The sequence below is a fragment of the Alteromonas sp. KUL150 genome, from assembly GCF_009811475.1.
Taxonomy (GTDB): domain Bacteria; phylum Pseudomonadota; class Gammaproteobacteria; order Enterobacterales; family Alteromonadaceae; genus Alteromonas; species Alteromonas gracilis.
Genome location: NZ_BLIJ01000003.1, coordinates 68,835 through 83,190 on the forward strand (window position 1 = coordinate 68,835; position 14,356 = coordinate 83,190).

11 protein-coding genes are annotated in these 14,356 nt (G+C 45.5%); 3 read left to right on the plus strand and 8 right to left on the minus strand.

Features of this window, described 5'->3' with window-relative positions; translation table 11 throughout:
• Positions 1-79 precede the first annotated feature (79 nt).
• Entirely contained in the window at positions 80-1,090 is a 1,011-nt protein-coding gene (gene nagZ / locus GVO62_RS00645; protein WP_159117340.1) for a beta-N-acetylhexosaminidase, read from the plus strand.
• Positions 1,091-1,266: 176 nt separating this feature from the next.
• Here nagZ and GVO62_RS00650 read toward each other — a convergent pair whose 3' ends face one another.
• From GVO62_RS00650 to GVO62_RS00665, 4 genes are all read right to left on the minus strand, one after another.
• Positions 1,267-1,782 (minus strand): cob(I)yrinic acid a,c-diamide adenosyltransferase, encoded by a 516-nt coding sequence (locus tag GVO62_RS00650; protein WP_159117302.1) that lies wholly within the window; start codon positions 1,780-1,782, stop codon positions 1,267-1,269.
• 113 nt (positions 1,783-1,895) lie between these two features.
• Entirely contained in the window at positions 1,896-3,611 is a 1,716-nt protein-coding gene (locus GVO62_RS00655; protein WP_159117303.1) for a CsiV family protein, read from the minus strand.
• Between the two features lies 1 nt (position 3,612).
• Positions 3,613-7,110 carry a transcription-repair coupling factor gene (gene mfd, locus GVO62_RS00660; RefSeq protein WP_159117304.1) on the minus strand — a complete coding sequence of 1,166 codons (3,498 nt, stop codon included), beginning with the start codon at positions 7,108-7,110 and terminating at the stop codon, positions 3,613-3,615.
• 62 nt (positions 7,111-7,172) lie between these two features.
• On the minus strand, positions 7,173-7,772 hold the full coding sequence (locus tag GVO62_RS00665) for a PilZ domain-containing protein (RefSeq protein WP_159117305.1): 600 nt from the start codon (positions 7,770-7,772) through the stop codon (positions 7,173-7,175).
• Between the two features lie 174 nt (positions 7,773-7,946).
• Between GVO62_RS00665 and GVO62_RS00670 the strand changes: the two genes are divergently transcribed.
• Together GVO62_RS00670 and GVO62_RS00675 are read left to right on the plus strand one after the other, a co-directional pair.
• The gene (locus GVO62_RS00670; protein WP_159117306.1) at positions 7,947-9,491 is read left to right on the plus strand and encodes an FtsX-like permease family protein; all 1,545 of its coding nucleotides are present in this window, start codon (positions 7,947-7,949) and stop codon (positions 9,489-9,491) included.
• 77 nt (positions 9,492-9,568) lie between these two features.
• Complete coding sequence (locus GVO62_RS00675) at positions 9,569-10,138, plus strand: phosphoribosyltransferase (RefSeq protein WP_159117307.1); 570 nt, start codon at positions 9,569-9,571, stop codon at positions 10,136-10,138.
• A 4-nt stretch (positions 10,139-10,142) separates the two neighbouring features.
• Here GVO62_RS00675 and GVO62_RS00680 read toward each other — a convergent pair whose 3' ends face one another.
• From GVO62_RS00680 to xthA, 4 genes are all read right to left on the minus strand, one after another.
• Positions 10,143-11,591, minus strand: coding sequence for an ATP-binding protein (locus GVO62_RS00680; RefSeq protein WP_159117308.1), 1,449 nt, complete (start codon positions 11,589-11,591; stop codon positions 10,143-10,145).
• A complete protein-coding gene (locus tag GVO62_RS00685) occupies positions 11,588-12,763 on the minus strand; it encodes an FIST signal transduction protein (RefSeq protein ID WP_159117309.1) in 1,176 nt (391 codons plus the stop codon). The genes GVO62_RS00680 and GVO62_RS00685 overlap by 4 nt, the downstream gene beginning before the upstream one ends.
• 91 nt (positions 12,764-12,854) lie before the next feature.
• A complete protein-coding gene (locus GVO62_RS00690; RefSeq protein ID WP_105930990.1) occupies positions 12,855-13,496 on the minus strand; it encodes an energy-coupling factor ABC transporter permease in 642 nt (213 codons plus the stop codon).
• Between the two features lie 41 nt (positions 13,497-13,537).
• Positions 13,538-14,347, minus strand: coding sequence for an exodeoxyribonuclease III (gene xthA, locus GVO62_RS00695; RefSeq protein ID WP_159117310.1), 810 nt, complete (start codon positions 14,345-14,347; stop codon positions 13,538-13,540).
• Positions 14,348-14,356: the final 9 nt, after the last annotated feature.

Sequence of the window (14,356 nt, forward strand, 5' to 3'; positions counted from 1 at the left end):
TCTCTATCCTAACCACAGAACCTGAAAAATTAAAGTGATGTTTTATGACATATGTAAAGGTGGTGATGTGGGCCCGTTAATGTTGGATTGTCAGGCCGAAGAACTCTTGCCTGAAGAAAAGGAAAAGCTGGCACACCCTGTGGTGGGCGGCGTCATTTTATTTAGTCGCAATTATCATGATAAGCGCCAGTTATCGGCACTTGTTCAAGATATAAGGCGCTATGCGAAAACTCCTGTGTTGATTGCTGTTGACCATGAAGGCGGAAGAGTTCAGCGCTTTCGTGAAGGCTTTACCGCTATTCCGGCCATGGGCGAGATTTTACGCCAGTCTGAGCATCAAGATGAAAGCGCTGCCTATGCAAAAGCTTGCGGACTTGCGTTAGCTTACGAACTTAAAACCCTCGATATTGATTTCAGTTTTGCGCCTGTGCTTGACATTAACGGCGTGTCACAGGTTATCGGTGATAGAGCGTTTGCGGATAACGCAAATGACGTTATTCGTCTTGCTACCCATTTAATTCAAGGTCTTAAAGCGGTAAACATGCCTGCAATTGGTAAGCACTTCCCGGGTCATGGTAGCGTTGCGCCAGATTCCCATATTGCACTGCCGGTGGACGAACGCGATTTTGAAGAGATTCGAACTACCGATATGGTGGTGTTTCAACGCTTAATTGAACGCAAAATGTTGGAGGGCGTGATGCCAGCACACGTGATTTACAATCAGGTGTGCGACAAGCCAGCTGGTTTTTCGTCAACATGGCTGCAATCTATTCTTAAGGGCGATATTGGCTTTCAGGGCGCTATTTTTTCTGATGATTTATCCATGCATGGTGCCAGTGTGGCGGGTAGTTACGTGGAGCGCGCTGAAGCTGCACTAGAGGCTGGCTGTGACATGGTGCTGGCATGCAACAACCCTAAAGGCGCTGAGAGCATTCTTGATGGTATCGAGTCTCGCTACGCTAGCCCAAGTCGTGATGATGAGTTAAAGCAAGAGCGGGTTATGGCTTTATACGGACGCGTGCTGCCTGCAGGGCTTCAAGATAAATACGAAAGCGCAGTAGATTTGGTCAAGCGCCTGAGCGAGCGTTAAAACAGGTAATAAGAAGGTAGTGAGAAAGCACCTTTACACCGGTGCTTTTATCTTTAATTCAATGGACGTTTATATAAAAGCTCATCTAAAAATTCGTATAAAAGCTCACATAAAAGCTCACATAAAAGCTTAGATAAAAGCTTGGATACGAATTTTGTAAAAACGAATATCGCGATTTACACCGCTACTTCGTCTACGCCGGCTTCAATATTCAAAAAGCGTGCGAAGGTAAACAAAAAGTCGCTCAGGCGGTTTAGGTACGCGTGAACAACTTCAGGCACGTCATAGTGCTTTGAAAGGCTGATAACTGAGCGTTCGGCACGACGGCAAACTGCTCGGCATACATGAGCTTGTGCCGCTGACTTGCAACCACCTGGTAAAACGAACGATGTATTGGGCGGCATTTGGCCGGTAATGTTATCAATAAGCTTTTCAAGATTTTCGATGTCATCCTGCGCCAATGTTGAACTTGCTGAGATGGCAAACCCTGCCTGAAAAAGATTGCGCTGAATATCATGTAGCATCGGCTGGTGTTTCGTTGCAACGTGCGCTGCTAAGAGGCCGATTTGACTGTTTAACTCGTCCATATCCCCATAGCTTTTCACTACTAAATCGTCTTTATCTACACGAACAGCCTTGTCTGCGTATATTTGCGTACTGCCTTTATCGCCAGTGCGAGTGTAAATTTTCATAAAGCCCTTGAATATAAACCTGAATTTGAAACAAGGGGGCAGAGCCGCAATCAAACGCTTTGCTCAACCCCATACTTAATCCGTAACCTTAGGTTAGCGGCACGTTTAAAGAATTATTCGTTTGTAGACGGGCGGTTGTAACGTCTTACTTGCACTACAAACCCAAATAACGGGTGGTCAAAATAATGCAGTTGGGTGCTTATTATCCGCCGTTGTTCAATCAGAGGTACCGACACCAGCTTATACGCTTGGCCTTCAGAATAAGTAGCCGCGCTGCCTTTTTCATTGCTAATGTTAGTAGTGCTGGCATCTTCGTTGCTAAATTCATCGCCAAATTCGTTGCTAAAGTAATGCATAGGTACAGGCTGTCGATAATACATCTCACTGTCTACGTGAAGATAAGGCACCCGATTAATGTATTTAAGAAAAACTTTTATTGTGCCGTCTATTTCCCAGATGGGCGTTCTGAACGCTACATCGCTTACACCATCTTCGTCTTGCTCTACAATGAGTGGCGTATCTAGTGCTTTGAAATCGTCAAAGGAGATAGGAGATGGATTCGCTAGGCGCATTTCGAGATCTGTAAAAATATCTGAAACGGCGAGCAATTCCGAATTGCTAGGTTTCTGCACCTGCGTGTCATCGTTCGCTAAACGTCGAACACTTCTAGTATTAGCGGCTTCTTCTGCACTGTATGGAATCAATGCTTGGCTTTCGCCGCCGATACTGGTGTCGCTATCAAGAGGGGCTTCCTCATTTGACGCTAACTGCATTGAAGGTTGGTTTGCCCCCTCGCGTAATAACGCGCTTTGCGTTTGCGCGCGCATTTCGCCATCAAGATTAAACTGCTGTGCATAGTTTTGACCGCCGTAAACACGTACGTCAAACGCCTTGTTTTTACCAAACATCACAGGCTGACGCCATGTGGCGTGAAATAAACGTTCTAAATCGCGACTGGAGCGAATTTGGCGCGAAATCGACGACAAAGCCTGCTCGTTACTGGTGAGCAAGTGTGCTTTTGATGCCAGCGGCCAGTCGTGACCTTCTATTATGATAGGCAGGCTAGCGGGGGCAGGCATGCGGTTATCAGGTTTATTTACTTTCCAGACTATAGCGGGTTGCAGCGTACTGCTGGCAGCAGAGGGTAAAGCCGCATTATCGTTCTTACCCATATTCGAGGCCGCAGATGCAACAATTGCTGTAGTAATTTCAGCGCTAAGCCAAGGCTTATCTTCTTCGCAGTATTTAAAAGCGGGAACGCTAATTGGCGTTGCACGCTTAACCCCAAAAAACGACGTCCAATAACCAGCAATGGTCTGGGCATCGGGGGCTAGGGTGGCATCTTCGATAACGCGGTTTTCCGTCGCCTCACTAGCCAATGCATCAGTATCACTGAACCCATCGATTTCTTTATCTGATGGCGCAGAATAAGATTCTTGTTGGCGCGGATTCTGTTGCCAATCAATCTCTTGTGGCGCAAGTGATTTAGGCAGCGATAAAAAATCTACATCGCTTGATGGAACGGCAAACAGGGTATCATCTGGCCATTTTATGCTGTTGTTGGCACCGCAAACGGATAAGCCCTGTTTTAAATAACTAATATCTGGTGCGATAATCTCGCTGATAAGGTCTGCTTGAGCCCGCGGCGCCGATAAATTATCTGCAAGCGAAAATTGTTCTTCCAACTCGGTAAGCGCGACATTACGCTTAAATGCAATGACTTCCACATCAAACCACCAATCGTCGTTGGCAAGGGCTGTGGTTGACACAGTATTTAAGAAAACGGCGCTTATGGATGCGACTAACGGGCACCAGCGGGATAACTTCATGTTATCGCGACTCCTTTGCAAAATCGGCAATAATATCGCTAATAAACGCGAGGCGCTCTTTAGCTGTTTCGGTCTTCTTCACCAAGCGAAGCTTTTGGCTACCTTCAAACTTGAACGTGTTTGGTTTGGTTTGAACAAGGCTAATGATATAGCCAGGGTTGACCTTAGTGGTTTCTTTAAACTCTATGGTACCGCCTTGTGCCGACAAGTCTACTTTTAGAATGCCTAGTGCGTGTGCTTTTATTTTAATTTCAGCCACTTCAATTAAGTTTTTAGCCGGTTCCGGCAATAAGCCGAAGCGGTCAATGCACTCTACTTGAAATTCATCAATGTCGTCTTGCGTTGTGCAGCTTGCCAGGCGCTTATAAAGCGAAAGGCGCGTATTTACGTCGGCAATATAATCCTCAGGCAGCAGTGCCGGAATACGCAGCTCTACCTCGGTATGGCCCGATGTGGCGTCTTCTAGCGATGGCTCTCTGCCATCTTTCAGCGCGTTAACGGCTTTGTCTAGCATATCCATATACAGGCTAAATCCAATGCTTGCTATCTGACCGGACTGATCGTCTCCTAACAACTCGCCGGCGCCTCGTATCTCTAAATCGTGTGTGGCGAGGGCAAAACCTGCACCTAAGTCTTCTAGCTGAGATATGGCTTCTAAGCGCTTAACGGCATCTTTTGTCATTCGCTTTGGATGTGGCGTTAACAAATAGGCGTAGGCTTGGTGGTGAGAGCGTCCAACACGACCACGCAATTGGTGTAGCTGTGCCAGACCTAAATGGTCGGCTCTATCCATGATAATGGTGTTAGCGCTTGGTACGTCAATACCCGTTTCAATAATGGTGGTACACACCAATACGTTGTAACGCTGATGGTAGAAATCGCTCATCACCGCTTCTAGATCGCGCTCGCGCATTTGACCGTGGCCCATTGCAATACGCGCTTCAGGCACAATCTCTGCAATTTCTTCCACAGTTCGTGCAATACTTTCCACTTCGTTATGAAGGAAATAAACCTGACCGCCGCGCAGTATTTCACGCATTATTGCCTCGCGGATTACCGCCTTGTTGCGCTGTTGTACAAAGGTTTTAATAGAAAGGCGACGGGCCGGTGCGGTAGCGATAATAGATAAATCGCGCATGCCAGACAGCGCCATGTTCAGCGTACGTGGAATAGGCGTGGCGGTTAGCGTAAGAATATCTACATCGGCGCGAAGGGACTTAAGTTTCTCTTTTTGACGCACGCCAAATCGGTGCTCTTCGTCAATAATAACAAGGCCTAAATCCTTGTATTTTATATCGCTGGACAGCAGTTTATGTGTGCCTACAACGATGTCGACTTTACCTTCACCGATGCGTTCTACCACCGACTTCTGCGCTTTACCGCTTACAAAGCGGCTCATTACTTCAATTTCAAAAGGCCATGCGGCGAAGCGATCTTTAAAGTTCTCGTAATGCTGCTGCGCAAGCAAGGTGGTAGGTACTAATATTGCAACCTGTTTGCCGGCATTTGCAGCAAGGAAAGCGGCTCGCATGGCAACCTCGGTTTTACCAAAGCCAACATCACCGCACACCAAACGGTCCATCGCTGATGGACTGCCCATGTCGTGCATAACCGCAGCAATCGCTTGCGCTTGGTCGGGCGTTTCTTCAAACGGAAAGCTGTCTGAAAAGGCTTGGTAGTCATCCCAGTTTATGTTGTAAGCAAAGCCTGGTTTTGCAGCGCGACGGGCGTACACATCTAGCAGTTCTGCTGCTACGTCTCTAACTTTCTCAGCTGCCTTTTGCTTTGCTTTTGTCCATGCGTCGGAACCTAACGAGCTAACAGGGGCGCTATCGGCATCGCCGCCGGTATAGCGAGAGATAAGGTGTAGCGACGCAACGGGGACGTATAATTTTGATTGCTTGGCGTATTCAATGCATAAGTACTCGGTGGTAACGCCGCCCGCATCCAAGGTTTGAAGCCCTAAATAGCGCCCAACACCGTGGTCGAGGTGCACCACAGGCTGACCGATAGAAAGCTCGGCTAGGTTGCGGATAATAGCACTTTCATCAGTGGCGGAACGCTTATCACGAAGGCGTCGCTGACTTACTTTCTGTCCGAGTAGTTCGGTTTCGGTAATAAACAGCAGCTCACCTTCAGATGTCTGCCAGCGAAAGCTGTTATCAACCATACCAACCGTAATACCAATACTGTCGTGGCTTTCAATAAAATCACTGAAGCTATCGACAATCTTTGGCTTTATGCCGGCTTTGGCCAGCACGGTAAGGAGCCCTTCTCGACGACCTTGAGTTTCGGCACAAAACAGTACTTTCGCCCCGTTGTCGGTAGCGTGATTAACGGTTTTAATGAGTTGTTCAGCAGGGACTTTTTTCTGCGAATTGATTGCAATGTCATCGAGTTTTGCGCACTGCAGGTTGGTGGTGCCTGATTTTTCTTCTAGCACTTGGCTTGATAGCGAGGCGCGAGGCCATTGCTTAATGGCACCGAATAACTCGTTAATAGGCAGGAATAGCTCATCAGGAGCAAGTAAAGGGCGCGCTAAATTGTAACGGTATTGCTCGTAGCGCTCTTGCACATCGGCCCAGAAAAATTCGCTGGCGTCTTGTACGTCACCGTGGAGTAAAAGCAAACTCTTAGGGTGAAGGTAGTCAAATAATGTTGCCGTTTTTTCAAAGAATAGGGGAAGGTAATACTCTACACCACTTGGCATTGTGCCTTTGCTTACCTGCGAAAATACGCTTTCAGAGGCGTTATTAGCATCGAATTTTTTCAGAAACTGCTGACGAAAAAGAGTGATGGCGTCTTTGTCTGTTGGAAATTCGCGCGCGGGTAACAAGCGAATCTCGTTGACCGCTTCGCCAGAGCGCTGAGTTTCGGTATCGAAATAACGAATAGAATCAATTTCGTCGTCGAACAAATCGATACGAAACGGCTGGTCACTTCCCATAGGGAACAAGTCGATGATACTGCCGCGCACCGAGAATTCGCTGTGGCTCATTACTTGGCTTACGTGTAAGTAGCCTGCTTGCTCTAAGTTTCGTCTGAACTGGTCTCTGTCTAGCGTTTGTCCTTTATTTAGCATAAGTAAGTATTTAGCTAAATAATCAGTTGGCGCAAGGCGCTGCATGAGGGTATTAACGGGAACGATGAAGATACCGTCTACTTGTTGCGTAAAGCGAAACAGAGTTTCAAGACGCTGCGATACAATATCCTGATGAGGAGAAAATGAATCATAAGGCAGCGTTTCCCAATCAGGGAACAGCGTAATAGGCGTATTTTTTGTATCGTCGCTTAGGAAAAACGCAATTTCTTTTTCAAGCTTCATGGCCGAGGGCGTGTCGGCGGTAATCAGAACTATAGGGCCTTTGTATTGGCTAAGTGCTTGGCTGATGCATAGCGCAGCACTGCTGCCTTGAAGCTGGCCCCAGTGTTTGTGATCTTGTGATGAGGCTTCTTTTTTAGGCGCAGGTAATGGTAGCGATAATAAAGTGGCAGTCATGACGTCCTGTTTTTTTACATGCAAGTTTGATTTTACGGCTTATATACTGATGCGAGGGCCTTTTAGGATCCCGCTTTTCTTTCTTTCGACCGTTTTCTTAGCTGTTGGGTTTGAATGTGTAAACTTGCTCGAACCAAAAGCTCCTGATCTTGCTCTCGTATCGAATTAAAAATGAAAGCAATATGGTAGCTATCTACAACCTGCTCGCAAGTAATAACTTCGCCATAACAAAAAATAGCTGCGGCTTCGGCATCTAGGAAAAGCTTAAGTTCAGCTTTAGTACCTACGTCCAATGCCTCTTTGGAGTCGATTATCACACCGCCACCACCTAATTTTACCGTTTTAAAGCGGTGCTCTGGCTCATCTTGCTGGTGCAGGACAAATGACATCATCAAATCAATTTTTCTTGATTGATGATTTAGGTATTCAGCCAAGGTTTCAGCATGATCGCCAAGATTTCGAAGCGGTCGAATTGCTTGGGCTTCCAATGCCGCCATTTCGCTAGCAATACGAAAGGCATACGGCATCGAGTCTTCCAGTGCATCCTCATTGGGTACGGTTTCATCCATACCTAAAGGACGCACGTTTGCATTAATACAATGCGCTATTGAGAAGTATTCATCGAATTGGGCTTGTTTTTGTTCTAGGCTTAGTTCGCTCACATCATTCCTCTGCCACTAATTCTTGTACAGCCAGTAGCTTACACGTAGTATAGCCACTTTACTATTTTGGGCTTAGCCCGTCATCTCGCCTTTGGGCTACTTATCTGAATTTTTCATTCGTTAAGCATAGCCAAACGTGGGGCAGATTACCGTATTACTGAAAAGCAAGGCGCTATGTTTTATCCTCTTTCTGCATTCATTGCCTATCGTTATGCCAAATCTAGCAAACAAAGCCAAACCAGTTTTGTCTCTTTTATAAATCGATTTTCGGTAGCCGGCATCGCGCTGGGGCTGATGGCCCTTATCATTGTAGTATCGGTAATGAACGGCTTAGAAGGGCAATTGAAACAACGCATTTTAGGCATAGTGCCCCATATCGAAATTACGAAGACACCCACGCAAAATAGTTCAGACGTCAGCAACTCTCTTAAAGTTGCAAAGACACCCACCGCAACAGCGAAAATTAACCAGACACCCACGTTAAATACGGGAAGTCTTAACGAGACACCCAATGAAAATGTGAGCGAACTTAGCAAGACACCCACGCAAAACAGTTCAGACGTCAGCAACTCTCTTGAAGTTACAAAGACACCCACCTCAAATAATGAAGTTGCACAGACATCCACCGCAACAGCGAAAATTAATGAGACACCCACGTTTAATACGGGAAGTCGTAGCGAGACACCCAATAAAAACGTGCCACAACAGCAGTACGTTACTTTAGATGAAATTAGCAAGACACCCATCGATAGTGTTGTTGCCAGCATGGCTTATCGAGAAGCGGAAGCCGTTGTGCAATCTCGCTCTGAACTGAGAGGTGTGCAAGTACACGGTGTGGAACCTGGGGTGATGCTGGAGCATACCTTGGTTGCAAGCCATATGGAGCAAGGGCGATTTGACGACTTAAAGGAAGGTAGTTTTGCCGCAATAATTGGTCGTGCGCTTGCTATCAGATTGGATGTGAGAGTGGGTGATAGATTACGTGTTATGGTGGCCGGGGCGAGTGTTTATACGCCTTTCGGTCGCATGCCCAGTCAGCGACTTGTTACTGTAGTGGGTGTCTTCGATATGGGGTCGCAAATGGACGATAAGGTGATGTATATGAACCTGACCGACGTGAACCGTTTAATGCGCGATCCTAAAGGAAATGGACAGTCACTTCGCCTCTTTCTAAATGATGCATTTAATTACCTGTCGGTTGTGAACTATCTCACTGATACGATGGGTGTCTCTGCAAGCAACGTTAAAACCTGGCGTGAACGACAAGGCCCGCTATTTGATGCAGTTAAGATGGAGAAGAACATGATGACACTCATGCTGTTACTCATCATCGCCGTGGCTGCATTTAATATTGTTTCTGCTTTGGTGATGGTGGTAACCGAAAAGAAGGGAGATATTGCAGTGCTTCAAACGCAGGGGATGCTGCCTAGAACCATTATGTGGATCTTTGTGCTTAACGGGCTATTTAACGGCGTAAAAGGTGCGGGTATAGGCCTTATTGTTGGCATCGTCGTCACCTTACAGTTGAATAACTTCTTGGATTTGATTGGCTCGCCGTTGGCGTTAGCTGCAGATGGTAGAGGCTTGCCTGTAGAAATGGATGGAATACAAATAGTGAGTATTACGTTGCTCTCTTTGCTGCTTTGTGTGCTAGCCAGTATATATCCAGCGCGAAAGGCGATGAAAATTGCGCCCTCACAGGCGCTTCAAAACGAATAATTCCTTGAATTAGCCGTGCAAATTAGTGCGAAATTCACTATACTCGCGGTCTTTTAAATTTTGCCCAGTGAGACGTCATGAACAAGAATTTTATCACCTCGCAATCGCTTCTACAGGATTCCTTTCGCTTAGCGGCAAAGGTGTATGAAGACGGCTTCCGCCCTGACTTTATTATTGGTATTTGGCGTGGTGGTGCTCCAATCGGTATCGCGGTTCAAGAATTCTTTGAGTTTAAGAACACGTCGACCGACCATATTGCTGTACGTACATCGTCTTACTACGGTATCAACAAGCAATCGAAAGAAATTCGTGTTCACGGTTTGCACTATTTGGTAGAAAACGCGAACGCAGACGACAAACTATTGATTGTTGACGATGTTTTCGATTCAGGCCGAAGCGTTGATGCGCTAATTAACCAAATTAACAAGCTTATGCGTTTGAACATGCCTAAAGACATTCGTATTGCATGCCCTTGGTACAAGCCTCAAAACAACACCACTGATATCGTACCTGACTACTACGTTAACGAAAGTGACGAGTGGCTTGTGTTTCCACATGAAATTGCAGGGCTAACGGAAGAAGAAATCCGCGAAGGGAAAGGCGAACTTTCTGATGTTATGGACATTTTGTTTGATAAAAAGTCTTAAAGAGTTAAGTTTTCTCGCTTAATGTATTAGAACCGCACGTTTGTGCGGTTTTTTTATGTTCATTCACGGCTGGGAAGGAAAGGGTAAAGGTAGTACCAACGTTCACCTCGCTGTCAACGCTGATGGTTCCTCCCATTGCTTCTACGATAGAAAATGAAATATAAAGCCCTAACCCAGTCCCTTTGCCAATGGGTTTGGTCGTATAAAAAGGCTCAAACATTTTTTGAAGTGCGTGCTGTTCTATGCCACATCCCGTGTCTGCTACGGTAATCACTACGCTTTGACTTTTAGTCTCGTTAAACGACTTGATAGTAAGCGAATCTCCTTCTTCCATCGCCTGCGCAGCATTTACGAAAAGGTTCACGAGTACTTGGTTTAACTTGCCAGTTTTTCCTTGGATGGGTAAGGCATCCCCCAATTCTTGGTGGATTTTTATTCTATGTTTGAGTTCACTGTTTACCAGCCTCAGCGCGTGGTTTACACAATCGTTAACGTCAATAGTCTCGTCATCAGGGATGTCGGCATCATGGGAGAACGAACGTAAACTGGTTATGATATCCGTTACTCGGTTTAATCCATCTTCAGACTCGTTACAAATATCGTTAATTTCATCTACTAACGACTCTAGTTTATGTTGCGCCTGCCAAGCTATGGCGTCGTTTTTTAGCTGGGCTCGCTCTTCCTCGCTTTCGCTTTTGGCTAGATTTTCCACAATACCTTGCATATCGAGTAAAGCCGGGATTATATTTTTCAAAAAGTGAATGTTGCTATTGATAAAGGCTATAGGGTTGTTGATTTCATGGGCGACACCCGCAGCTAAAAGGCCTAGTGAGGCCATTTTTTCAGAATCAATTAAGCTTTTTTCAACCTGCGCTTTTTCCTCTTTTAGCCTAACGGTTTCCAGCGCCATCATTTTAGCTTGCATGCCCATGGCAATTTGTTCTGTAAAGGTGCGATAGCGGTTAGCCATCTCTACATATTCTTGCGTGTAATACCCCAATGACTGATGACAAAATACAATAACAGCTTGCTGTTGATGTACTTTAAACGGGCAGTAAAGCACTGAGGTAACGGGGGAGTCGAAAAGGGTGATATGTTCTTGCCACGTAGGCTGCTGCCTAATATTAAATAATGCAATTGGTGTACTTTTAACTGCGCGAGAAAGAGTGTCGTCTATGTTCCAGATGGTGTTTAGCAGCGGGCTGTGAGTGCTGTTAATACATCTCATCCGCTTTGGTCCATCGTTTTCAAGCACAAAGCACACTTCGTAATTATAGAGCCCTTTAAATACCTCAAACATTTTCATGTAAAGGTCTTGTTCATTTTCAGCCGTTAGCAAAGCATGAGTGCCTTCAAGTAAGGCGTCGGTTTCTTTTTTGTGCGCTTCAGCCTGCTGCTTTAGCCTATAAACAAGAGCAAGGTCTTCTAGAACATTTTCGTAATCTCTATTCATTGAGAAAATACTATAGCTGATATCATAAGGTTACCGTGTCTATTCTTGCCATCTAGAAAGCGCCCTTGCTCACCGAAGGTAAAAGGGCCACATATTGGCAGCGAAGCAAACTCTTTTTGCAGCGAGGAAAGCATCTGTTTGATTTCATCTCCCACCATAAGACGGCATCCCGCGCAATAGATCATAAGCACTCCCACGGGCTTTCTGTTTTCGGGCAATAGCATAATGGCATTATTGATAACACGTTGAGCACGAGACGTAAGACTTGCAATACTCCCTTCCATCAACACTAAGCTGTCGTTCTCTTTCACCTCGGAAAATACATTAAGCGCGCCGTTTTCATTTACCGAATCGGGGTGACACAAAAGATAATTTATCGCTCCATCTTCTAACTCAACCGGGCGACCTAGCGGAGCTGACGATGTAAGCCCGAGAATCTGCCCGCCATTAAGTTGTTTTTCAATTAGGTTATTGGTTGCGTGGTTATATGCATAGCTGGCTGGAACACCATCGAGTTCAACGAGCTGCCTTCCGTGAGCTTTCGAGACGGAAAATTCTTTATCTGTAGGTTTATAGCCTGAGCTATAGCTAAGACCCAATGGGGTGGAGGGGTACATAGCCACAACGGCAAGAGTTTGTGGGCCTATCGCGTCTGATGTCACGGTATTCCAATTACCTTGTACGGTATTGTCGGCCATGGAACCGCCAAAAATTGGCACATTTTCCCCCACAACGCTGGCAAAACCTTCCAGTATTCTCTCTTCTTCGCCAGGAGGAAGCGCACACCAAATCAAAGCGGGACTTTCATAGGGTCGACCTGAGTTTTTAAGAGCATTAATCAGTGCGTTTGCGCCAGCCTGAAAGGGGCCGTTATCAACTACATTTGCACTGCCTACGCCGTAAGCGCCTTCATCATCAAACACGCAGAAAAAAGCCAGATCGCAAGTCGCTTTAACCGTTTGACTGTCGCAGAGAAGGGAACCCAAGCAAGAACTAGATACAAGAAAAGGAAATTGATAAGGAGAGAGCGACGCTTGTATTTCTGCAAAAGGTAGCTGGGAATTTCCGTAGCCAATAACCAACGATGGCGATTTATTTTCAAATACTGCAGATACGCGGGTACCCAACTCTGCCGTATCAGCACATTCAATTTCAACCGTTTCTATCTGCATTCTTACCTACCTTTTTCTTTCAAATCTAAGAATAGATGAAAATTAGAAAAGCTTTATTAACTATTAGTCGAATTGGTTAGGCGAACTCGCTCTAGTTATCAAGATAGAATTTATCGTGGAAAGTATAAACCCAGGTTGGTTGATAAATCACCAGTATAGTTATTGCCATACCGTTTAGTAATGCTTCTGGAAAAACCAAAAGAGGCACAAGCAAAATATAATTGTCGAAGACAATATCCCAAGAGTAGACGCCCTCAGCGTAATAAAAAGTACCTAGAGCAAGCGTCTTCAACGCTATTGAAAGTGCTGCGGGGAAGAAAGCGCAGACGAATATATAAACAAAGAGCTGTCGCGGTATGCGATGAAAAGACAGCATATAGAAGAGGTAGGTGATGCCTATGGGAAGAATTGTACCGAGCAGCGCGTTGACCCCAAAGTTCTCCCACGCGCCATATCCGATGGTATGGGCACCGAGCAAAGCGATAAAAGACGCGATAATCGCGTTTCTAAAACCAAGCATAAGGGTAAGTACAGAAAGGCCCAGAAAATGGACATCCAAGCCTTCATAAATACCAGCTTTAAAGAGCCACAGCACGAATAAAGAAGCGGCAGTGCCAAAAATAAGGTGTTGCTGATTTTTATTTTTGGCAAAGTGAGCCAAGTCGATCTGTTTGATAGCGCCCAACAAAAACGCGCCATAAGCTATAAAAGCTAAGACTTGTAGTGTACTCACGTTTACTCCTTGGCTGTGGCTTTCACGCGTTTTTTCCGTACCTAACTTTTGTAGTCAGCCCAGATAGGAGCGTGATCAGAGGGCTTTTCAATACCTCTAAGTTCGTAATCAATCCCAGCGTCACCGAGATTTGCATGTAAGGATTTTGTGGCCAATATAAGATCGATTCGAAGGCCTCGGTTGTCGTCGAACCCTTTTGAACGGTAGTCAAACCATGAAAACTTATCATTGGTTTCTGGATTTAGTGAGCGAAAACTATCTTCAAAGCCCCAACTCATCACGGTGTTCAACCATTCACGCTCTTCTGGTAAAAAACTACATTTACCTGTTCTTAACCATCGTTTGCGATTATCTTCGCCAATACCAATATCTAAGTCGGTATGAGAAATGTTGACGTCACCCATGACGATGATGTTTTCATCAGGCGTGTGGTTATCGTTTAGATAAGTCATTAAATCTTTATAGAACTTACGTTTTGCAGGATATTTCGTCTCGTGTTTTTCGTTTTCGCCCTGAGGGAAATAGCCATTTAGTATGGTAACGGGGTCACCCGCATCATCAGTGGTTTTTAATATGATCATACGACGTTGCGCTTCATCATCGTCAGAAGGAAACCCCATTGAAACCGAAAGTGGCTCTTTTTTTGCCAAAAAAGCGACGCCGTAGTGGCTTTTCTGCCCGTGAAAATATACGTGATATCCCATAGCTTCAACAGCGTCTACGGGAAACTGTTCATTATGAACCTTAATCTCTTGTAGGCCGATTATGTCTGGTTGGTGGGCATCTATTAGTGCCTGTAGCTGGTGAAGACGTGCGCGGATACCATTTATGTTAAAAGAAATTACTTTCATGCTTAATTA

Excerpts from the sequence above, each read along its gene's own strand:
- GVO62_RS00675 (WP_159117307.1), top strand. The coding sequence starts at position 9,569 with ATGAACAAGAATTTTATCACCTCGCAATCGCTTCTACAGGATTCCTTT.
- GVO62_RS00680 (WP_159117308.1), bottom strand. The coding sequence starts at position 11,591 with ATGAATAGAGATTACGAAAATGTTCTAGAAGACCTTGCTCTTGTTTAT.
- GVO62_RS00670 (WP_159117306.1), top strand. The coding sequence starts at position 7,947 with ATGTTTTATCCTCTTTCTGCATTCATTGCCTATCGTTATGCCAAATCT.
- GVO62_RS00685 (WP_159117309.1), bottom strand. The coding sequence starts at position 12,763 with ATGCAGATAGAAACGGTTGAAATTGAATGTGCTGATACGGCAGAGTTG.
- nagZ (WP_159117340.1), top strand. The coding sequence starts at position 80 with ATGTTGGATTGTCAGGCCGAAGAACTCTTGCCTGAAGAAAAGGAAAAG.
- mfd (WP_159117304.1), bottom strand. The coding sequence starts at position 7,110 with ATGACTGCCACTTTATTATCGCTACCATTACCTGCGCCTAAAAAAGAA.
- GVO62_RS00655 (WP_159117303.1), bottom strand. The coding sequence starts at position 3,611 with ATGAAGTTATCCCGCTGGTGCCCGTTAGTCGCATCCATAAGCGCCGTT.
- xthA (WP_159117310.1), bottom strand. The coding sequence starts at position 14,347 with ATGAAAGTAATTTCTTTTAACATAAATGGTATCCGCGCACGTCTTCAC.
- GVO62_RS00650 (WP_159117302.1), bottom strand. The coding sequence starts at position 1,782 with ATGAAAATTTACACTCGCACTGGCGATAAAGGCAGTACGCAAATATAC.